At 69.6% G+C, this 18,025-nt stretch carries 20 protein-coding genes; 12 read left to right on the top strand and 8 right to left on the bottom strand.

The features are described from left to right. The first annotated feature begins 48 nt into the window (after positions 1-48). The 3 genes from ACWDNU_RS21935 (at position 49) to ACWDNU_RS21945 (ending at position 2,907) form a co-directional block, all read left to right on the top strand. Positions 49-996, top strand: a complete 948-nt coding sequence (locus ACWDNU_RS21935) for a D-2-hydroxyacid dehydrogenase (RefSeq protein WP_449670278.1) — start codon at positions 49-51, stop codon at positions 994-996. After that, on the top strand, positions 978-2,360 hold the full coding sequence (locus ACWDNU_RS21940; protein ID WP_449670253.1) for an amidase: 1,383 nt from the start codon (positions 978-980) through the stop codon (positions 2,358-2,360). Before ACWDNU_RS21935 ends, ACWDNU_RS21940 begins: the two co-directional genes overlap by 19 nt. 61 nt (positions 2,361-2,421) lie before the next feature. Then, complete coding sequence (locus ACWDNU_RS21945; protein ID WP_449670254.1) at positions 2,422-2,907, top strand: MaoC family dehydratase; 486 nt, start codon at positions 2,422-2,424, stop codon at positions 2,905-2,907. Here ACWDNU_RS21945 and ACWDNU_RS21950 read toward each other — a convergent pair. Then, positions 2,864-4,093, bottom strand: a complete 1,230-nt coding sequence (locus ACWDNU_RS21950; RefSeq protein WP_449670255.1) for an MFS transporter — start codon at positions 4,091-4,093, stop codon at positions 2,864-2,866. The two genes, ACWDNU_RS21945 and ACWDNU_RS21950, sit on opposite strands and share 44 nt — an antisense overlap. An 86-nt stretch (positions 4,094-4,179) precedes the next feature. On the opposite strand from ACWDNU_RS21950, the gene ACWDNU_RS21955 reads away from it, so the two are divergent. Next, on the top strand, positions 4,180-5,130 hold the full coding sequence (locus ACWDNU_RS21955) for an aldo/keto reductase (protein ID WP_449670256.1): 951 nt from the start codon (positions 4,180-4,182) through the stop codon (positions 5,128-5,130). Between the two features lies 1 nt (position 5,131). Here ACWDNU_RS21955 and ACWDNU_RS21960 read toward each other — a convergent pair whose 3' ends face one another. Then, positions 5,132-6,502, bottom strand: a complete 1,371-nt coding sequence (locus ACWDNU_RS21960) for a WS/DGAT/MGAT family O-acyltransferase (RefSeq protein WP_449670257.1) — start codon at positions 6,500-6,502, stop codon at positions 5,132-5,134. A 194-nt stretch (positions 6,503-6,696) separates the two neighbouring features. On the opposite strand from ACWDNU_RS21960, the gene ACWDNU_RS21965 reads away from it, so the two are divergent. Next, positions 6,697-8,343, top strand: a complete 1,647-nt coding sequence (locus ACWDNU_RS21965; protein ID WP_449670258.1) for a thiamine pyrophosphate-binding protein — start codon at positions 6,697-6,699, stop codon at positions 8,341-8,343. On the opposite strand, the gene ACWDNU_RS21970 is transcribed toward ACWDNU_RS21965, so the two are convergent. After that, a complete protein-coding gene (locus tag ACWDNU_RS21970; RefSeq protein WP_370934393.1) occupies positions 8,340-8,786 on the bottom strand; it encodes a MarR family winged helix-turn-helix transcriptional regulator in 447 nt (148 codons plus the stop codon). The genes ACWDNU_RS21965 and ACWDNU_RS21970 overlap by 4 nt on opposite strands. 63 nt (positions 8,787-8,849) lie before the next feature. On the opposite strand from ACWDNU_RS21970, the gene ACWDNU_RS21975 reads away from it, so the two are divergent. The 3 genes from ACWDNU_RS21975 to ACWDNU_RS21985 are packed head-to-tail and all read left to right on the top strand — an operon-like array spanning position 8,850 to position 10,487. Continuing rightward, positions 8,850-9,218, top strand: coding sequence for a VOC family protein (locus tag ACWDNU_RS21975; RefSeq protein ID WP_370934394.1), 369 nt, complete (start codon positions 8,850-8,852; stop codon positions 9,216-9,218). Continuing rightward, complete coding sequence (locus tag ACWDNU_RS21980) at positions 9,211-10,062, top strand: NAD(P)H-binding protein (RefSeq protein WP_449670259.1); 852 nt, start codon at positions 9,211-9,213, stop codon at positions 10,060-10,062. The genes ACWDNU_RS21975 and ACWDNU_RS21980 overlap by 8 nt, the downstream gene beginning before the upstream one ends. A gap of 32 nt (positions 10,063-10,094) precedes the next feature. Next, entirely contained in the window at positions 10,095-10,487 is a 393-nt protein-coding gene (locus tag ACWDNU_RS21985) for an EVE domain-containing protein (protein WP_449670260.1), read from the top strand. 2 nt (positions 10,488-10,489) lie between these two features. On the opposite strand, the gene ACWDNU_RS21990 is transcribed toward ACWDNU_RS21985, so the two are convergent. Further along, positions 10,490-11,167, bottom strand: coding sequence for a GntR family transcriptional regulator (locus tag ACWDNU_RS21990; RefSeq protein ID WP_449670261.1), 678 nt, complete (start codon positions 11,165-11,167; stop codon positions 10,490-10,492). 251 nt (positions 11,168-11,418) lie between these two features. Here ACWDNU_RS21990 and ACWDNU_RS21995 point away from each other — a divergent pair, with 251 nt between their 5' ends. The 3 genes from ACWDNU_RS21995 to ACWDNU_RS22005 all read left to right on the top strand — a co-directional run bounded on the left by ACWDNU_RS21995 (position 11,419) and on the right by ACWDNU_RS22005 (position 14,387). Continuing rightward, positions 11,419-12,747: an MFS transporter gene (locus ACWDNU_RS21995; protein ID WP_370934398.1), complete on the top strand. Its 1,329-nt coding sequence runs from the start codon at positions 11,419-11,421 to the stop codon at positions 12,745-12,747. A 14-nt stretch (positions 12,748-12,761) separates the two neighbouring features. Further along, entirely contained in the window at positions 12,762-13,046 is a 285-nt protein-coding gene (locus ACWDNU_RS22000; protein WP_370934399.1) for a hypothetical protein, read from the top strand. A gap of 69 nt (positions 13,047-13,115) precedes the next feature. After that, a complete protein-coding gene (locus tag ACWDNU_RS22005) occupies positions 13,116-14,387 on the top strand; it encodes an aminotransferase family protein (RefSeq protein WP_449670262.1) in 1,272 nt (423 codons plus the stop codon). A 57-nt stretch (positions 14,388-14,444) separates the two neighbouring features. Here the strand turns inward: ACWDNU_RS22005 and ACWDNU_RS22010 are convergent, their stop codons facing one another. Then, positions 14,445-15,419 carry an esterase-like activity of phytase family protein gene (locus tag ACWDNU_RS22010; RefSeq protein WP_449670263.1) on the bottom strand — a complete coding sequence of 325 codons (975 nt, stop codon included), beginning with the start codon at positions 15,417-15,419 and terminating at the stop codon, positions 14,445-14,447. A gap of 281 nt (positions 15,420-15,700) precedes the next feature. Beyond that, positions 15,701-15,898, bottom strand: a complete 198-nt coding sequence (locus tag ACWDNU_RS22015; protein ID WP_037715481.1) for a hypothetical protein — start codon at positions 15,896-15,898, stop codon at positions 15,701-15,703. Positions 15,899-16,110: 212 nt separating this feature from the next. Between ACWDNU_RS22015 and ACWDNU_RS22020 the strand changes: the two genes are divergently transcribed. Then, positions 16,111-16,716, top strand: a complete 606-nt coding sequence (locus tag ACWDNU_RS22020; protein ID WP_449670264.1) for an NADAR family protein — start codon at positions 16,111-16,113, stop codon at positions 16,714-16,716. Here ACWDNU_RS22020 and ACWDNU_RS22025 read toward each other — a convergent pair. Both ACWDNU_RS22025 and ACWDNU_RS22030 read right to left on the bottom strand, forming a co-directional pair. Then, the gene (locus ACWDNU_RS22025) at positions 16,694-17,197 is read right to left on the bottom strand and encodes a GNAT family N-acetyltransferase (RefSeq protein WP_370934403.1); all 504 of its coding nucleotides are present in this window, start codon (positions 17,195-17,197) and stop codon (positions 16,694-16,696) included. The two genes, ACWDNU_RS22020 and ACWDNU_RS22025, sit on opposite strands and share 23 nt — an antisense overlap. A 16-nt stretch (positions 17,198-17,213) precedes the next feature. Further along, the gene (locus tag ACWDNU_RS22030) at positions 17,214-17,969 is read right to left on the bottom strand and encodes an IclR family transcriptional regulator (RefSeq protein WP_449670265.1); all 756 of its coding nucleotides are present in this window, start codon (positions 17,967-17,969) and stop codon (positions 17,214-17,216) included. Between the last annotated feature and the right edge of the window lie 56 nt (positions 17,970-18,025).

An 18,025-nucleotide genomic window follows, 5' to 3' on the forward strand; every position in this document is an offset into this window, starting at 1 on the left:
GAGACCCCCGTACTGGCAGTGCTCTGCGGGGCAGACCAACCACCGGACATGGCCGCTATCGAAGACGCGGCGGTAGTTCGTTACACCGACGAGCGCGGGCTCGCCGGTGCGCTGTCCGGAGCCGACGCGCTTTTTGTCTACGATTTCCTTTCCGGTGCGGTTCCGGGGGCCTGGTCCGCCGCGGACCGGTTGCAGTGGCTGCACATCGCGAGCGCCGGCGTCGACCCGGTGCTGTTCCCGGGGCTGCGCGAGAGCGACGTCGTGCTCACGAACTCGCGCGGGGTGTTCGACGACGCCATCGCGGAGTACGTGCTGGGCGTCGTGCTGTCGTTCGCCAAGGACTTCGCGCGTTCGCTCGACCTGCAGCGCGCCGGCACGTGGAAGCACCGCGAGACCGAGCGGATCGCCGGGCGGGAGGTGTTGGTGGTCGGCACCGGACCGATCGGAAGGGCCATCGCGCGGATGCTGCGGGCGGCCGGGATGCGCGTGTCCGGGGCGGGCCGGCGGGCCCGGGTCGGGGATCCGGATTTCGGTGTCGTGCGCGAATCCGCCGACCTGGTGCGGTATTTGCCCGAGTTCGACTACGTCGTCGCGGTCGCGCCGCTCACCGATCAGACCAAGGGCATGTTCGACTCCGCCGCGTTCGCCGCGATGAAACCGTCCGCGCGATTCGTGAATGTCGGCCGCGGCGAACTGGTGGTCACCCCCGAGCTGATCGCGGCCTTGCAGGCGGGCGAGATCGCCGGTGCCGCGCTCGACGTCTTCGAAACCGAGCCGCTGCCCGCCGAAAGTCCACTGTGGACCATGCCGGACGTCCTGCTGTCCCCGCACATGTCGGGCGACTTCATCGGCTGGCGGCGGACGCTGGTCGAGGTGTTCGCGGGGAACTTCCGGCGCTGGGTCGCCGGGGAACCGCTGTGGAACGTCGTGGACAAACGGCTCGGCTACGTGCCGTCCGAATCGCAGGGAGGCGCCGGATGGGCGACCGGGAATTGACCGCCAGCGAACTCGTCGCCGCCTATGCCACCGGCGAACTGTCGCCGGTCGAGGCGACGAAGAGCGCCCTGCAGAACATCGAGGACCGCGACGGCGAGATCAACGCCTACTGCCTCGTCGACGCCGATCGCGCGCTCGACCAGGCGAAGGCGGCCGAGGCCCGCTGGCGCGACGGGAATCCGATCGGCGCGCTCGACGGCGTCCCGGCGTCGATCAAGGACATCTTCCTCACCCAGGGCTGGCCGACGCTGCGCGGTTCCACGAGCATCCCGGTGGACCAGCCGTGGGAGGTCGACAGCCCGGTGATGGCGCGGATGCGCGAGGCGGGTCTCGTCGTGCTGGGCAAGACGACCACGCCGGAGATCGCGTGGAAGGGCGTCACCGACAGCGCGCTCGCCGGCATCACGCGCAATCCGGTGAACCCGCGGATGACGGCGGGCGGGTCCAGCGGCGGCAGCGCGGCCGCGGTCGCGGCGGCAATGGGCGAGCTGTCCGTTGGCACCGACGGCGGCGGTTCGGTGCGGATTCCCGCGTCGTTCTGCGGAATCGTCGGCATGAAACCGACCCACGGCCGGATCCCGCTGTTCCCGGCGAGCCCGTTCGGCCCGCTCGCGCACGCCGGGCCGATGGCGCGCTGCGTGGACGACACGGCGCTGCTGCTGGACGTCCTCGCGCTCCCGGACCACCGCGACCCGACCGGGCTCGCGCCGCCGATCAGCGCGTACCGCGAGGCGGTGCGGCGCGATGTGCGCGGGCTGATCGCGGCGTACTCGCCGGCGCTCGGTTTCGTCGACGTGGACCCGGAAATCGCCGCGATCGTCCAGTCGGCGGTGCAGTCGCTCGCCGACGCCGGGCTGCAGGTCGAGCAGGCCGATCCCGGATTCGCCGACCCGAAGGACGCCTTCGACGTGCTGTGGTCGGCGGGCGCGGCGAAGTCGCTCGACGCGTTCCCGCCGGGCAGCGAGCCGCGGGTCGACCCTGGCCTGCGCCGCGTGTGGGAACGGGGCCACACCTACTCCGCGGGCGACTACCTCGACGCCACCGCGGAACGCGCCGCGCTCGGGATCCTGATGGGCGAGTTCCACACCCGCTACGACGTGCTGCTCACGCCGACCGTCCCGATCCCGCCGTTCGAGGCGGGCCACGACGTGCCGCCGGGCAGCGGGATGAGCGAATGGCCGGAGTGGACGCCGTTCACCTACCCGTTCAACATGACGCAGCAGCCCGCGATCAGCGTCCCGGCCGGGCGCACCGAATCGGGTCTTCCGGTGGGGCTGCAGATCGTCGGCCCCCGGCATTCGGACGACCTGGTGCTGGCGGTGGCGAAGCTGCTGGAGGAGGTCCGGCCCTGGGCCGCGCCGTGACGCTCGCCGGGCAGGCGCGAGTCACGTTTTCGGCGCGATCGGCTGTGGCAGGCTGTCGCGCATGACCGAGTTCACCGCGCCCATCGACGACCGCTGGTTCGAGGACTACCCCGAGGGATCGGTGTACGAGTTCGGCGACACGACCGTCACCGAAGCGGAGATCATCGAGTTCGCCGCGAAGTACGACCCGCAGAGCTTCCACGTCGATCCGGTCGCCGCGAAGGAGGGCCCGTTCGGCGGGCTGATCGCGAGCGGCTGGCACACGTCGAGCCTGATGATGCGGATGTTCGCCGACCACTACCTGTCGTCGGTCGCGAGCCTCGGCAGCCCCGGCGTCGACGAACTGCGCTGGCCGCGTCCGGTGCGGCCGGGCGACCGGCTGCGGATGCGGGCGACCGTCACCGAGGCGCGGCTGTCGAAGTCGAAGCCCGATCGCGGCCTCGTGCGCACCCGGATGGAACTGTTCAACGGCGACGACGAGCTGGTGTTCAGCGCGAGCGCGGTCAACTTCCTGTCGGTGCGACCGGCTCCGCGGCCCGGTTCGTGAGCTGCCGGATCTCGCGGCTGCACAGCGCGAGCCCGGTCGAAACCAGGATCAGCACCCCGCACGCGACGAGCACCGGCTCGCGGCCGAAGTGCTGCACGAGGGGACCCGCCGCGATCTGCCCGAGCGGCATCGCGGCGAGCGAACCCAGCATGTCGTAGGAGTACACGCGCGCGAGCTTGTCGGGCGGGATGTGTTCCTGCAGCGAAACATCCCACGCGACGCTGAACTGCTCCATCGCCAGCCCGGCCATCAGCATCGCGATCAGCAGCGGGACGAGCGACGGCCACCAGCCGAGCGTCAGCACCGGCAGCGCGTCCATCGTCACCAGTGCCACGCCGACGAACAACGCGTGCCGCGGCCGCCAATGCGCGGCGACGATCCCGCCCACCAGCGCGCCCGCCGTCTGCAACGCCAGCGCCAGTCCCCAACCGGACCGCCCGAACGTCTCGTCCGCGACGACCGGCCCGATGACCACGAGTGTGCCGAGCCCGGCGGCGTTGACGAAGGCGAACTGCGCCACCACCACCCACACCCAGGCGCGGGACCGGAACTCGTGCCACCCGGCGACCAGATCGGCGATCGGCCGTGCGCCCGAAACCCGATCGGTGCGCGGCAGCCGCACGGCGTGGTAGGCGAGCGCGGCGGCGAAGAACAACAGCGCGTTCACCGCTAGCGCCCAGCCGGATCCTGCCGCCGCCACCGCGATTCCGGCGACCCCGGCTCCGGCGATGCGCCCGCCGTTGACCAGCAGGCGCAGCAACGCGTTCGCCGGAGCCAGCAGGTCTCGCGGCACGGTCTGCGGAGTGATCGCCGCCGATGCGGGCAGCGACATCGCCGCGACCGCTCCGTTGACCACGCTCAGCGAGATCAGGAACGGGACCGAGCCGAATCCACAAAGGACACTCGCGGCGATCAGCGCCTGGCTGAGCCCGGCCGCGATCTCGGTGCCCTGCAGGATCACCGCACGCGGCAGCCGGTCCGCGAGCACGCCGCCGAAGAGCAGCAGCAGGATGTTCGCCAGCGACCGGGCCCCGACGACGAGCCCGAGATCGACCGCCGACCCGGTGCGGTCGAGCACCGCGAACGCGAGCGCGACCGGAGCGACCGCATTGCCGAAGGTGCCGAGCGTCCGCCCGGCGGAGAGGGCACGGAAACTGCGGTGCCGCAACGGCTCCAGGAGGCTCACCTCGCGAGCATCCTCTGAGTGTCAACCGAATAATCAGCAGGTAAGAACGCTCGGCGAGGCCAAGCGAAGAGTGCTGTGCTCGGCTGATGCGGACGACGACCCTTGGCCGCAGCGGCCTCGAAGTATCCCGGATCGCCTTCGGCACCGGCGGGTTCGGCGGTCAGTGGGGCAGTTTCGACGAGGACACCGCGATCGCGGCGATCCGGCGCGCACACGAACTCGGCATCACTCTCTTCGACACCGCTCGCGCTTACGGCACCGCCGAAGCACTCCTCGGCAAAGCGTTGCGCAGCGAGTTGGACCATCGCCGCGACAGCGTCGTCATAGCCACCAAAGGCGGGACGAACCCCGGTTCCGAACGCATCCGCGATTCACGCCGAGCATGGCTCACCCAAGGAATTGACGAGAGCCTGCGCGCGCTCGGCGTCGACCACCTCGACCTCTACCAAGTCCACTGGCCGGACCCGCAGATCCCAGCCGCCGAGGTCGCCGGGACTCTGCAGCAGTTCGTGGACGCGGGCAAGACCCGCCACGCCGGAGTGTCGAACTACGACTCCGCGCAGCTCAGCGCTTTGAACGAGACGGTGGAAACCGTGCAGGTGCCCTACCACCTCTTCCGCCGCGGCGCGGAAACCGATCCACTTCCGTACGCCCGCGCGCACAACATCGGCGTGCTCGCCTACAGCGCGCTCGGCAGCGGTCTGCTGACCGGCTCGCTGACCGCCGAGACCGTCTTCGACCCGTCGGACTGGCGGTCGCGTTCGTCCGCTTTCCGCGGGGATTCATTGCGGCACAACCTGAAGATCGTCGAGCAGCTCGCCGCTTTCGCCAGGGAGAGAGACGCGGAGGTGAGCCAGCTAGCTCTCGCGTGGACGCTGGCGAAGGTCGACGTCGCCATCGTCGGCGCCCGCCGCCCGGCCAGCATCGAGAAGAGCGCGACCGACCTTCTGCTCACCTCAGCGGACCTCGCCGAGATCGACCGGATCGTCGAGCAAGCCTTGCCGGTCGGCGGAGCCAGCCCGGAAGGCATCGACTGACCTACTTCACCCGCGTCGCGAATTCCAGCTCGGCGAGCGCCGTATCCAGATGCGTCAGGATCCGCTGCAAGTGCGGCACGCTGCGCCGGCACCCGGTAACACCGAAGTCGAGGTTGTCCCCGTTGCTGGTCAGCGTGATGTTCAGGGCCTGCCCGTCGAGCAGCACCGACGCCGGATAGATGCCGTCGAGCGCCGCGCCGTTCCAGTACATCTGCTTGCGCGGGCCCGGGACGTTCGAGATCACCAGGTTGAACGGCGGCCGCGTGTTGCCGACGACGCCGGGGATCGGCGACGCGCCCAGCTGGGCCACGTTGATCCCGGACAGCAGCAGCGTCTGCAGCGGCGACAGCTGCGAGAACAGCTTCTTGCCGTTCGACATCGACTCGGAGATCGCGGCCAGCCGCTGCGCCGGATCGGTCAGGTCGGTGGCGAGGTTGCACAGCAGCGCGCCGATGTTGTTGCCGGTCGCGTCGCCGGTGTCGCGGCGGCGCAGCGACACCGGGACCATCGCGACCAGCGGCGCGTCCGGCAGCGCGCTCTGTTCGATCAGGTAATCGCGCAGCGCGCCGGAGCACATGGCGAGCACGACGTCGTTGCGGGACACGCCCGCGGCGGTCGCGACCTCGCGCACCCGGTCGAGCGGCCAGGACTGCGCGGCGAACCGGCGCGCGCCGCCGATCGGCACGTTCAGCATCGTCTTCGGCGCCTGCATCGGCAGCGTGAGCCGGTGCTCGCGGAACGCCTCGCGGGCCACCTTCGCCGCGGCCGGCGCGATACCCGCGACCTGCTCGAACGTCTTGCCCACCAGGGCGAACGGCGACGCCGGGGCGCGGCCGTTGTGGTTGGCGGCGGGCTTCTCGCGCGCACCCCACGGCGGCGGGCAGTCCAGGTCGGCGGGGTCGTCCGACAGCGTGCCCTGCAGGTGCCGCAGCGCCGAAACGCCGTCCATCAGCGCGTGGTGGATCTTCGAGTACACCGCGAACCGGCCGTCGCGCAGTCCTTCGATGAGGTGCGTTTCCCACAGCGGCCGGTGCCGGTCGAGCAGCGTGCTGTGCCAGCGCGAGGTGAGCTCGAGCAGCTCGCGGATCCGGCCCGGCTGCGGCAGCGCGGAATGCCGGAAGTGGTAGTCGAGCTCCAGATCGGTGTCGCGGGACCAGCGCACGTGCCCGACGGTGTTCACCGGACGACTCGGCCGCATCCGGAACACGCTGCGCATGTTGTCCGATTCCAGCAGGTTCCGGCGGAGGTCGCGCAGATAGTCCTCGCCCGCGCCCTCGGGCTTGCGGAACAGCTGAAGCCCGCCTACGTGCATCGGGTGCTCGCGGGTCTCGACCATCAGGAACATCGAGTCGGTTACCGGCATCAACGGCATTCGGACACCCCTTTCCGCCGCCGTGGGGACCTCGGCGTCCCCGGCCCCCGGAGTGTACGCACGAAAAAGGCGGTGTCTCAGATCTCGCGGCCAGGTGGGGGACAACGGGGCGGCGCGGCAGGCCGCAGACCCTGACAAACCCTGTCCGGTGACGTGTCTGCAGCTGCTTACCGGGGGCGGATACCATCGCTGGCGTGGCAGGACGGACTGGAGCTCAGCAGCTGGGGGACGCGCTCACGGCTCTCGGGACCGAGGTGGTGTTCGGCCTGCCGGGAGTCCACAACCTGCCGCTGTGGGAGGCGTTGGCCGGCACCGGGATCCGGCTCGTCAACGTCCGGCACGAACAGACCGCGGGATACGCCGCCGACGGTTATGCCCGCAGGACGGGAAAACTCGGCGTCGCGCTCGTGACCACCGGCCCCGGCGCGGCGAACACGCTCGGCGCGGTCGGCGAAGCGATGGCGTCCGCGGCCCCGGTGCTCGTGATCGCCACGGACATCCCGTCGACGCTGCGCCGTCCGGGTGTCGTGCGCGGGGTGCTGCACGAAACTTCCGATCAGCAGGCGATGTTCGCGCCGGTCACCAAGGCCGGGTTCACCGTGCACCGCGCGGATCAGATCGGCACGACGCTGCACCGCGCCGCCCGGCTCGCGCTGATGCCGCAAAGCGGCCCGGTGTATTTGGGCATTCCGACCGATTTCCTCCGTGAGACCACGCCGCCGCGCGAACCGCCCGCGCCGCCCGCCGAACGCGTGCTCGACCTGCCGGACCTGCCTCGCGCGTCGGAGTTGCTGGCGTCCGCGCGCCGTCCGCTGATCTGGGCGGGCGGCGGCGCGTTGCGCTCCGAAGCCGGGGAAGCGATCGGAAATCTCGCGCAGCGGCTGGCCGCGCCGGTGATCACCACCTTCGGTGCCCGCGGCCTGCTTCCGCCCGAACATCCTTGTCTGGCCCCGAATCCGGTGCACGCGCCGGAGGTCGGGCAGCTGTGGGACGAGGCCGACGTGGTGCTCGCGATCGGCACCGACTTCGACGGCCTGATGACGCAGAACTGGCAGATGCCCGCGCCGCCGAAGCTGATCGCGATCAACGTCGACGCGGGCGACGCGGCGAAGAACTACCGGCCGGACGTCACCCTGGTCGGCGACGCTCGCCGCGTCGTCGAATCCCTGCATCCGGAAACCCGCCCCGGCCTGGACGAATTGACCGCGCGGCTGGCCGGGATCGGCCGCCGGGTGCGCAGGCGCATCCGCGACGAGGAACCGCAGGCCGCCGACTTTCTGTCCACTTTGGAGGAAGTGCTCCCGGCGGACGGGACAATCGTCACCGACATGTGCGTCGCCGGATACTGGATCGGCGGCTTCCACCGGGTCCGCGCGCCGCGCCGGCTGGCGTACCCGATGGGCTGGGGCACGCTCGGCTACGGCTTCCCGGCGTCGCTCGGCGCGGGCGCGGCGGCCGAGGCGACCGGCGGCGGGCGCGTCCTGTGCGTCACCGGCGACGGCGGTTTCCTTTACGCGGTAGGGGATTTGGCGACGCTCGCCGAGGAACAGCTGCCGGTGACGGTCGTGGTCGTCGACGACGGCGGCTACGGCATGCTGCGCTTCGACCAGGATCAGGAAGGCCTGCCGCACCGCGGAGTCGACTGGGACAGCCCGGATTTCGTCGGGCTGGCCCGCTCGTTCGGCGTGCACGCGGATCGGGTGTCCGGCTTCGGCCGCGCGTTTCGCCGGCTGCTGAGCGAATTCGTGGAATCGGACGAGCCGAACGTGCTGGTGGTCCGCGCGAAGCTCAAGCCGCCGCTGAACACTTCGCCGCGGTGGTACCGGAAACCGCGCGGCTAGGCATCGCCTCGCAGCGACCGGACCATGCTCCGCAGGATCCGGAACGCATCTGACTGTTCGGTCTCGGTCAGTCCTTCCAGCATCCTGACCTCGACGGACCGGACCGCGGCGCTCGCCTTCTCCAGACTCCGCCGTCCGCGCGGCGTGAGCCGGGCCGGAAGAGCTTTCCCGACGGGCGCTTCCGCGGGCCTGGTCACGTAGCCGTCTCGCTCCAGGGCTTGGAGCAGCACATTCATCGACTGCCGGGTCACGAACGTGCCGCGGGCGAGCTCGGAGTTCGACAGGCCCGGTCGTTGCGACAGCAGTTCGAGGCAGGAGTAGTGCGTCACCGTCATCCCGAGCGGGCGCAGCACCTCCTCCATCGCCGCGCGCAGTGCGCTCGAGGTTTCTTTCAGCAGGTAGCCCAGTGACTTGTCCAGGTTCACTCCGTCGGCTTGACTCATGTCAGGATTCTGACATACAGTGGCTCGTGTCAGGAACCTGACACGAAGAAAAGGAGCAGCACCTTGCCCGCCATCGGCCCCGATTTCCTCTCGCTCCAGGCGCGCGACCTGGACGTTTCACAGGCGTTCTACGAGCGCTACCTCGGCCTCGTCCGCTCGCCCGCCGGTCCTCCGCACGCCGTCGTCTTCGAGACGAAGCCGATCGCGTTCGCCCTCCGCGACGTCGTTCCCGGCACCGATCTCGCCTCCGCCGCCCGTCCCGGCATCGGCGCCGCGATCTGGCTGCTCGCCACCGACGTCCAGGCCATCCACGACGCGCTAGTCGCCGACGGGCACCCGATCGTCTCCGCGCCGATCGACGGTCCCTTCGGCCGGACGTTCACCTTTGCCGACCCCGACGGCTACCACGTCACCCTCCACGACCGTGGCTGACGCGAACACCCTGGTTTTCGGGGCTACCGGAGCACTCGGCCAGCACGTCCTGGACGCGCTGGTGTCGCGGGGCGTGAGTCCCGAAACGATCACCGCGGCAGGTCGGAACCAAGCGCGCCTTGAGGAACTCGCTTCCGCTGGGTTCCGTGCCACAGCGGTTGATCTGTCGGATTCGGCCGCCGTCGCGGAACTGGTCTCGCGGCACTCGGACATCGTGCTGATCTCGGGACGCGACGAGAATCGCCTTGCTCAGCACGAGTCGGTCATCGAAGCAGCGAAGAACGCCCGCCACCTCTACTACACCAGCGGAGTCCGCGCCGACGACGACCGGTTCGAGATCAACGCGGACCACCGGGCGACCGAGAAGGCACTCGCCGCTTCCGGCCTGACGTACACGATTCTGCGGAACACCTGGTACATCGAGAACTATGTCCAGTCGCTGGCCGGTCCTCGCTTCACCGGCGTGCTCGCCGCGGCGACCGGTGACGCCGTCGTCGCGGCAGCCAGCCGGAAGGACCTGGCCGAGGCATTGGCCGTCGTGGTCACCACCGATGGCCACGACAATGTCACGTACGACCTCTCCGGCGACACGGACTTCACCTACGCCGACATTGCCGAAGCGATGTCCGTCGTGCTGGAGCGAGAGGTCGTTTACCGACCGGTCGCGCCCGAGGAATTGCGGGCAATGCTCTTGAAAGCAGGAATGGACGACGAGCTGGCTGGCTTCCTGGTCAGTCTCGACGAAACCATCGCCGCCGGGATTTTCGCGCGGGTCGGCGACGATCTTTCCCGGCTCCTGGGCCGGCCGACGACCGGCCTCGTCGAAGGGCTGACCGCGAAGTGATCCCGGCCGGTCAGCGATTCTGGATCAACACCGTGACCCTGGACCACGTCGAAGCGGCCGCCGAGGGCGGCTTCACGCAAGCGGATCACGGTGCGGGCAAACGCCTTCGCCAGCCGAGTCCGGGCGACGAGATGATTTTCTACTCGCCGCGCACGAGTTTGCAGGGCGGCACACCCGTCCGGCAATTCACCGCGTGGGCCACCATCACCGGCGAAAAGCCTTACCAGGCTTACGTGAGCGACGATTTCCAGCCATGGCGGCTCGCGGCTTCCTTCCACGCTTGCCAGCGCGTGGACGCGAAGCCGCTAGTCGACCAGCTGTCGTTCGTCACCGATCCCGCGCATTGGGGTTTGCCGTTCCGCCGTAGCTTGTTTTCCATTCCGCAGCAGGATTTCGCGACGATCCTCGCGCGCATGACCGCGTGAGGTCAGCTGCGCGAGTCCGCTTCCCAGCTGAGGAACGCGTCCAGCGTCGCTGACCGGTGCGCCCGCGCGCAGTGCTCGATCCATTCGGGGCCGGAACCGGCACGGATGAGATCGAGCAGCTGGTCGTGTTCGGCGACCGAGGCGAGCGCGCGGGCGGGGACGAACGAGAACGTCGAATCGCGGATCCCGGCGAGCTGGGACCAGCCCTTCTTGACCAGGTCGACCAGGCTCGGGTTGGGGCAGCGGGTGTAGAGGACCTCGTGGAACTCGTGGTTGAGCCGGGTGAACTCGACCGGTTCGAGCTGGTCGAGACCGGCGCGCATCCGGTCGTTGAGTTCGCCTGCCTCGGCGAGGTCGTCGGCGGTCAGATGCGGCGCGGCGAGCGCGGTGGCCGCGCTTTCCACGATCGCGAGCATCTGCATCGTGTGCTCGTAGCCGACCGGATCGATCGCCGCGACGGTCGCGCCGACGTTGCGCTCGAAGTGCACCAGCCCCTCGGCCTGCAGCAGCCGCACCGCTTCCCGCACCGGGACCGTGCTCACGTCGAATTCCTTGGCCAGCGAACCGAGGACCAGCCGATGGCCCGCCGGGTACGCGCCCGCGGTGATGCGGGACTTGAGAACTTGGTACGTGTGCTGGCTCTTGCTGAGCCCGCCGGCCGCCTCGTGTGTTGTGGACATCCCTGTCGCCTCCCCTTCACAGCCCGCCGGGGCGGGGTGTCCAGGCCACGGTAACCGGTCCGTTCGCCGCGCTAAATAATATACATTCAATTCAGACGATGCGCCGTCCGAGAGAACGCGCGCCGGGGGCCGCGACTGGGCCATCTGGGCAAAAAGCCTGTTCAGTTACCTCTTTGAGCCTTGTCGGAGCGGCGACTGATTATATACGATCTGCCACGACCTGAAGCACCGTCAGCAGCAGGGGAGGCGCGATGCCGCGCACGACCGGGATCAGCAGAGAGCACCGTCGCGTCGTCTTGGCGGCCATGGTCGGCACGACTATCGAATGGTTCGACTTCTTCATCTACGCGATCTGCGCCGGACTGGTCTTCGCGACACAGTATTTCGCGGTGCTCGGCAAGGACGCGCTGATCGTGTCCTTCGCGACGGTCGGCATCAGCTTCTTCTTCCGCCCGGTCGGCGCGATCATCGCCGGGCATCTCGGCGACCGCCTCGGCAGGCGCGCGATGCTGATCCTCACCTTGCTGCTGATGGGGATCTCGACGGTGCTGATCGGCCTGGTGCCGAACACCGCGTCGATCGGCGTGTGGGCACCGATCATCCTGGTGCTGCTGCGCATCGTGCAGGGCCTTTCGGCAGGCGGCGAATGGGGCGGCGCGGCCCTGCTCGCGGTCGAGCACGCGCCCGCCGACCGGCGCGGGCTGTACGGCGCGTTCCCGCAGATCGGCGTGCCGATCGGGCTGCTGCTGGCCAACGGCGTGCTCGCGCTGGTCACCGCGCTGACGTCGCCGGAGCAGTTCCTGGCGTGGGGCTGGCGGATCCCGTTCCTGCTGAGCGTCGTGCTGATCGTCGCCGGGCTGATGATCCGGTCGCGGGTCGCGGAAAGCCCGGTGTTCGAGGAGGTCCGCGAGAAGAAGGCGCGGTCGAGCATGCCGCTGGTGCAGTTGTTCCGGCACCACTGGAAGCTGGTGATCGCGGGCGCGCTGCTGTTCGCGGCCAACAACGCAGTCGGCTACATGACCACCGGCGGATACGTGCAGTCGTACGCGACCAAGACCCTGCACCTCGGCCGTTCGACAGTGCTGATCGCGGTGATGCTGTCCGCGGTCGCCTGGCTGGTGAGCACGCTGCTCGGCGGCTGGCTCGCGGACCGGATCGGCCGCGTCCGCACTTACCAGATCGGGTTCGTCATCCAGCTGGTGTGGATGTTCCCGTTCTTCGCCCTGATCAACACGGCCAACGTCGGACTGCTTCTGGTGGCGCTGTTCCTGTTCTCGGTCGGGCTCGGGTTCACCTACGGCCCGCAATCGGCGCTGTACTCGGAGATGTACCCGACGACGGTCCGCTACAGCGGCGCGGCGATCTCGTACGCGATCGGCGCGGTGCTCGGCGGGGCGTTCGCGCCGACCATCGCCGAATCACTGCAGACCCGCACCGGAACCGTCTACGCGGTCGCTGGCTACCTCGCCGTGATGACCGTGATCGGCCTGGTCACCAGCTTCTTCGTCAAGGACCGGAAGGGCGTGTCACTGAGTTCCGCGCCCGCGAACGCACAGGCAACTACCGTCGAAAACGTCTGAGCAGGGGGCGCGCGATGCGGACCCAGACCCGAAGCGACTACTGCGCGTGGCTCGACGCGGCCGCCCGGGACGCGCACGACGCGATCAACCGGATCCACGTCGAGGCTTACGCCGATCTGGTCCGCGCCGCCGAGCTGTACAAGGGCGAGCTGGCGTGCCGCCGCCCGGCGCGGCGGCCGGCGCCTGGTCTGCCCGGCCGGGGACAGCGCCATCGGAGCCATCGGGACGCCGGACTGCGGAGTTCCGCGATGGCGCGCGTCGAGGGGTCGCGGTTCGCCGATCCCCGGCCGGGCGGGTAGAAAGGGCGGCGGCGGCCGGTCGCCGCTCCCCGCGGTGCCGGCCGGTTGAGCCGACCCCGAGGAGGAGCAATGCCGGACCAGCAGCCGAACCCGCTGTGGCACCCGTTCGCGGACATGGGCGCGGTCGACGGGAACCGGTTCGTGGTGACCTGCGGCGAGGGGTCCTATGTCTGGGACGACGCGGGCCGTCGTTACTTCGACGCCTCCGCGTCGCTGTGGTACTCGAACCTCGGCCACGGCCGTCCCGAAATCACCCGCGCGGTCACCGAGCAGCTCGAGAAGCTGGACGCGTACAACCTGTTCGGCGGCGTCGCGAACGAACCGGCTTTGAAGCTGGCGTCGCGGCTGTCCGAGCTGGCGCCGGTGCCGGGGTCGAAGGTGTTCCTCGGCTCGGGCGGCGGCGACATGGTGGACACCGCGGTGAAGATCGCGCGGTCCTACTTCGTCCACACCGGACGTCCGGACAAGACCCACATCATCAGCCGGACCCAGGGCTATCACGGCACGCACGGATTCGGCACCGCCGCGGCCGGGATCCCGGTGAACGCGGAAGGCTGGGGCCCGCCGGCCGCGGACTTTTCGCAGGTGCCGTATGACAACGCGGCGGCGCTGGAGGAGGAAATCCTCCGCGTGGGGCCGGAGCGAGTGGCCGCGTTCTTCTGCGAACCGGTCATCGGCGCGGGCGGCGTGCTGCTGCCGCCGGACGGGTACATCGAGGAAGTGGCGGCGATCTGCCGCAAGCACGAGGTGCTGTTCGTCGCGGACTGTGTTATCTGCGCGTGGGGCAGGCTCGGCACCTGGTACGGCATCGACCGCTGGTCGGTGCAGCCAGACCTGGTGACCACGGCGAAGGGCGTGACGAGCGGGACGATCCCGCTGGGCGTCCTGCTGGTCGCGCCGCACGTGGCGGAACCGTTCTTCACCGGACGCCCGGGCGCGCCGATCCTGCGCCACGGCGCGACTTACGCCGGACACCCGGTCGCCTGCGCCGCGGCCAACGCGACGCTGGACATCTACGAACGCGACGACATCATCCCGCGCGGCAAGGCGTTGGAGAAGCCGCTCGCGGACGCGCTTTCCGGCGCGGTCAGCCATCCCGCGGTGGCGGAAGTCCGGGCCGGGCTGGGATTCCTGGCCGCGGTGGAACTCGCGCCCGACCTGCTGTCGGCGGACCCGGGCGCGCCCGGCCGGTTGCACAAGTTCCTGCTGGAGGAAGGCGTGATCGTGCGCTCGCTCGGGAAGGGGATGGCGGTTTCGCCGCCGCTGGTCGCCGAGGAGGCTGAGCTGGATCTGCTGGCGGCGGCGGTTCCGCGGGCGTTGGACCGGTTGCTGAAGAACTGACGACACTGCGGCGGCGCCGAGTTTCCGGTGCCGCCGCAGTTGTCTGTCTACATAGGACTACTTACAGGCGAGCGTTCCGGTGCGCAGCGCGTGGTTGTCGTCGTTGTCGTCGTCGGACCACACGACCTGCTTGCTCCCGTTCGCGCAGGTCGGCGAGATCGCGAAACCCTCGTTGTTGTAGTTCGACATCCCGGACGGGCGGTCGTACTGCGCGGTGACCGCGAACGCTCCGTTGGAGTTGACGTCGAGCGTGGTGGTGCGGCCCTTGCACGTGTTGTCGCACTCGGCCCACAGGTGGCCGGTCGACGGCTCGTACTCGAGGTCCATCACCGCCGGGAAGCCGCTGTCGATGGTGGCGACGCGGGTGTACTTGGTGCCGGACTGGTCGAGCGCGTACGCGTAGACCTTCCCGTTGGCTTCGAGCCCGACGAAGTACAGGCCGGTCCCGTGGTTCGGGTAGCTCGCCGGGTCGTAGGCGGCTTTCGTGTGCTCGTCCCGGAATTTGTGCGCGGTGAGCGCCGAGTCCGGCACCCAGGCGATGGCTTCGAGACCCTTGTTCGGGTCGACCGACGGCAGGTCCGAGGTGAGGTCCCACTCCCCGGTCGCCTTCAGCGAGGTGCCCGACCCGGAGGTCGCGTACCGGAGCACGGCGGGCTTGCTCGTGTCGCCGTCGTCGTTGTCGCGCTCGGTGGAGGTGAAGACGCCGTCCGGGGTGAAGACGACCCCTTCGGCGTCCGGGTCGCCGCTGCCGTCGGAGTAGTGCATCTGCTTGCCCTTGGCCCAGCCGTTGGCGGTGTCGGGCCGCCATTTGCCGCCGTCCTGGACGAGCCGGTACAGGGTGCTCGGACCGTTCTTCACCGCCCACAGCACGGTGGGCGATTCGTACGACACGCCGCTGAGGTTCTTGCCGAAAACCCCGGAGTCGTCGGCGATGGCCACCTTCGACCCGCCGGGCCACGCGGTGGCTTTCGGGGTGGCCGCCGGCGCCGCGTGGGCCGCACCGGCCCCGACCGCGAGCGCGAGGACCGACAACGCGACAGTGCCCCGGATTTTTCCACGCCGATGTGTTCCACGCTGGTGCGCAAGCAAGGAGCCGCTCCTTCTGTCCGTCTTGGCACGGGTGCAGGGCCGTGCCGAGGTGGTCGCTGCTGACAAGCGGCGGTCCCGCGTCGCGCGGGACTTACAGCAGTGGGTGATCGACAGTGGAGCACAAGGCGTGGCCAGTAGGCAACAAACAGCGGGTGACGTTGTCCCGGTGATCGGCACGGCGGGCTCGTGCCGCGCCGATCACCGCGGACGTCAACAAGAACCGCTCATCGCGCGACGGTCCGCCACACCGGCACGTTGACGACCGCCGCCGGCATGCCGGGAGCCCCGCTGTCCCCGGGAACGATCGTGAAGCGCCATTTGTCGACGCCGCCGCCCATGATTTCGGCATAGCGGCGAGCGCCGTCCGCGTTCGCGAAGCGGACCTGCTGACCACTGGCGAGGTGGGTGATCTTGACCGCCACACTGCCTCCTGGGATCGATCGAGGGGACGGGTTCTGCCTGGGTGCCGGCCCGCGGAGCTTCCCCCTCCGGGGCCGGCCCGACCAGTAGAACACGTGTTCGATTCGCGGGGCAATCCAGGTCCCCCTCCCGAGCGACCCTGGCAGTCATGGCTTCGGGCCGGCGGCCGAAATCAGTTCCTGGACCGGGCTCGCCGCTGCAAGACTGCCGTCTCATGGAGGAGAACCCGCGGGATGTCGCCGAACTGGCCGACCGGATGCGCCACGGGCAGCGAGTCAAATTCCTGTTCTTCTGGGGACACCGGCCGGAGAGCGACGGAAGCGCCGGACGGGGCTGTCTGAGCCAGTGGTGGCCGGCGCCCTTCACGCTGGCCGACCGGACGTTCGCCACGGCCGAGCACTACATGATGTGGCGGAAGGCCTTGCTGTTCGGCGACGAAACGACTGCCGGGAAGATCCTGGAAGCCCGGCATCCGCGCCAGGCCAAGGAGCTCGGACGCGGCGTCGTGGGCTTCGACCAGGATCAATGGGACGCCCGCCGCGGCGAGATCGTGCTCGCCGGCAGCGTCGCCAAGTTCGGGCAGCACCCGGAGTTGCTTCGCTTTCTGCTGAGCACGAGGAAGCGGGTGCTGGTGGAGGCGAGCCCGCTTGACCGGGTGTGGGGCATCGGGCTGACCGCGGACGATCCGGACGCGGAGAACCCCGCCCGATGGCGCGGGCTGAACCTGTTGGGCTTCGCACTGACGCAGGCCAGGACGCTCCTGGCGGAATCGGCCGGGACGGCCAAGACCGCTTGTGCTACAAGGAAGACCGCACCATAGCCACCCGCGGCCACCGGTCCAGCCCGCGCGCGATCTCCGTCCGCCGGATCTCCCGCAGCGCCGGGCCCTGCTCTTCTTCGGCCAGCACCCGGAACCCGAGCCGCTCGTAGTAAGGCGCGTTCCACGGCACGTCCGCGAACGTCGTCAGCGTCAGCCCGGACAGCCCGCGTTCCGCGGCCCACGCGCCGACCGTCTCGATCAGCGCCCGTCCCAAGCCGCGGCGCGCGTGGCTCGGCAGCAGCGAAACCTGTTCCACGTGGCCGAAACCGTCGACCTCCTCGGCGAGCACGTACGCCGCGATCGTCCCGTCGTCGTCCCAGACCCAGCACCGGCCCGCCGACTGGAACACCGCGAGGTCCTCGGCCGAAGGCGGTGCGTCGTCGGCGATCTCGGCCATGCCGACGGCCCGGAACGGTTCTCCGGCGGCGCGTTCGAGGTCGGGCAGCACAGACAGGTCGGCGGGAGCGGCGAGGCGGATCACCGGCCCGATTTTACGGCTACACCGAGTATTCGGAAATCGCCTTTCCGATCTGCTCCGCGTAGCCGCGCAACGCCGTGATCGCCCGTTCGCGCTCCGTGTCGCCGACGCGCGTGGCCGGCCCGACGAGGCTCAGCACGCTCGGCCGGAGCCGGTCCGCGTCGACCGGCACCGAGCACGCCCACACGCCGTCCTCGATCTCGCCCCAGCTCTGCGCGTAGCGGTTGGCCAGCGCGTGCTTGAGAGCGTCGCGCACCTCGGTGCCGCGTTCGTCGGCGATCCGGGCGGCCTGGCGTTCGCGTTCTCCGTCGGGCAGCAGGGCGAGCAGCATCTTCCCGGTCGCGCCGACGCCGAGCGGGATCGAATGCCCCGGCTGGAACGTGAACCGCATCGCCCGGTCGCATTCCACCCGGTCGCTGCACACCGCGAAATCGCCGAAGTGCTGGAACAGCAGGATCGTCTCGCCGAGTTCGCGCGCGGCCTCCTCCATCGTCGGCCGCGCGATCCGCGCCAGGTCGTTCGCGAGCCGGGCGGCGCGCGCGAGCGGCATGACGCGGCTGGTGACGTGGTAGCGCCCGGACCGCGACTCTTCGAGCAGCTGCAGTTCCTTCAGCAGTTGCACGTAGCGATAGGTGGTGGCGACCGGGCTGCCGATCACGCCGGCGAGCTCCGCCACGCTGGCCTCCCAGCGCTGTTCGGTGAACGACAACAGCAGCTGGAGCACTTTCCGGGAACTGTTGGCACCAGCCGTCCGACGGAGTCCGGGTTCCGACATCCTGAAACCTCTTCGTGAGATCACCGAATTCAGTCACGAACGCGTCGGTAAATTAC

This window comes from Amycolatopsis sp. NPDC003676, assembly GCF_053587275.1.

What these genes read in the sequence shown, in the direction of transcription:
- ACWDNU_RS21995 (WP_370934398.1), top strand. Translation starts at nt 11,419, where the DNA reads ATGCCGCGCACGACCGGGATCAGCAGAGAGCACCGTCGCGTCGTCTTG.
- ACWDNU_RS21955 (WP_449670256.1), top strand. Translation starts at nt 4,180, where the DNA reads ATGCGGACGACGACCCTTGGCCGCAGCGGCCTCGAAGTATCCCGGATC.
- ACWDNU_RS21945 (WP_449670254.1), top strand. Translation starts at nt 2,422, where the DNA reads ATGACCGAGTTCACCGCGCCCATCGACGACCGCTGGTTCGAGGACTAC.
- ACWDNU_RS22020 (WP_449670264.1), top strand. Translation starts at nt 16,111, where the DNA reads ATGGAGGAGAACCCGCGGGATGTCGCCGAACTGGCCGACCGGATGCGC.
- ACWDNU_RS21935 (WP_449670278.1), top strand. Translation starts at nt 49, where the DNA reads ATGGCCGCTATCGAAGACGCGGCGGTAGTTCGTTACACCGACGAGCGC.
- ACWDNU_RS21970 (WP_370934393.1), bottom strand. Translation starts at nt 8,786, where the DNA reads ATGAGTCAAGCCGACGGAGTGAACCTGGACAAGTCACTGGGCTACCTG.
- ACWDNU_RS21960 (WP_449670257.1), bottom strand. Translation starts at nt 6,502, where the DNA reads ATGCCGTTGATGCCGGTAACCGACTCGATGTTCCTGATGGTCGAGACC.
- ACWDNU_RS22005 (WP_449670262.1), top strand. Translation starts at nt 13,116, where the DNA reads ATGCCGGACCAGCAGCCGAACCCGCTGTGGCACCCGTTCGCGGACATG.
- ACWDNU_RS22000 (WP_370934399.1), top strand. Translation starts at nt 12,762, where the DNA reads ATGCGGACCCAGACCCGAAGCGACTACTGCGCGTGGCTCGACGCGGCC.
- ACWDNU_RS21940 (WP_449670253.1), top strand. Translation starts at nt 978, where the DNA reads ATGGGCGACCGGGAATTGACCGCCAGCGAACTCGTCGCCGCCTATGCC.
- ACWDNU_RS22030 (WP_449670265.1), bottom strand. Translation starts at nt 17,969, where the DNA reads ATGTCGGAACCCGGACTCCGTCGGACGGCTGGTGCCAACAGTTCCCGG.
- ACWDNU_RS21990 (WP_449670261.1), bottom strand. Translation starts at nt 11,167, where the DNA reads ATGTCCACAACACACGAGGCGGCCGGCGGGCTCAGCAAGAGCCAGCAC.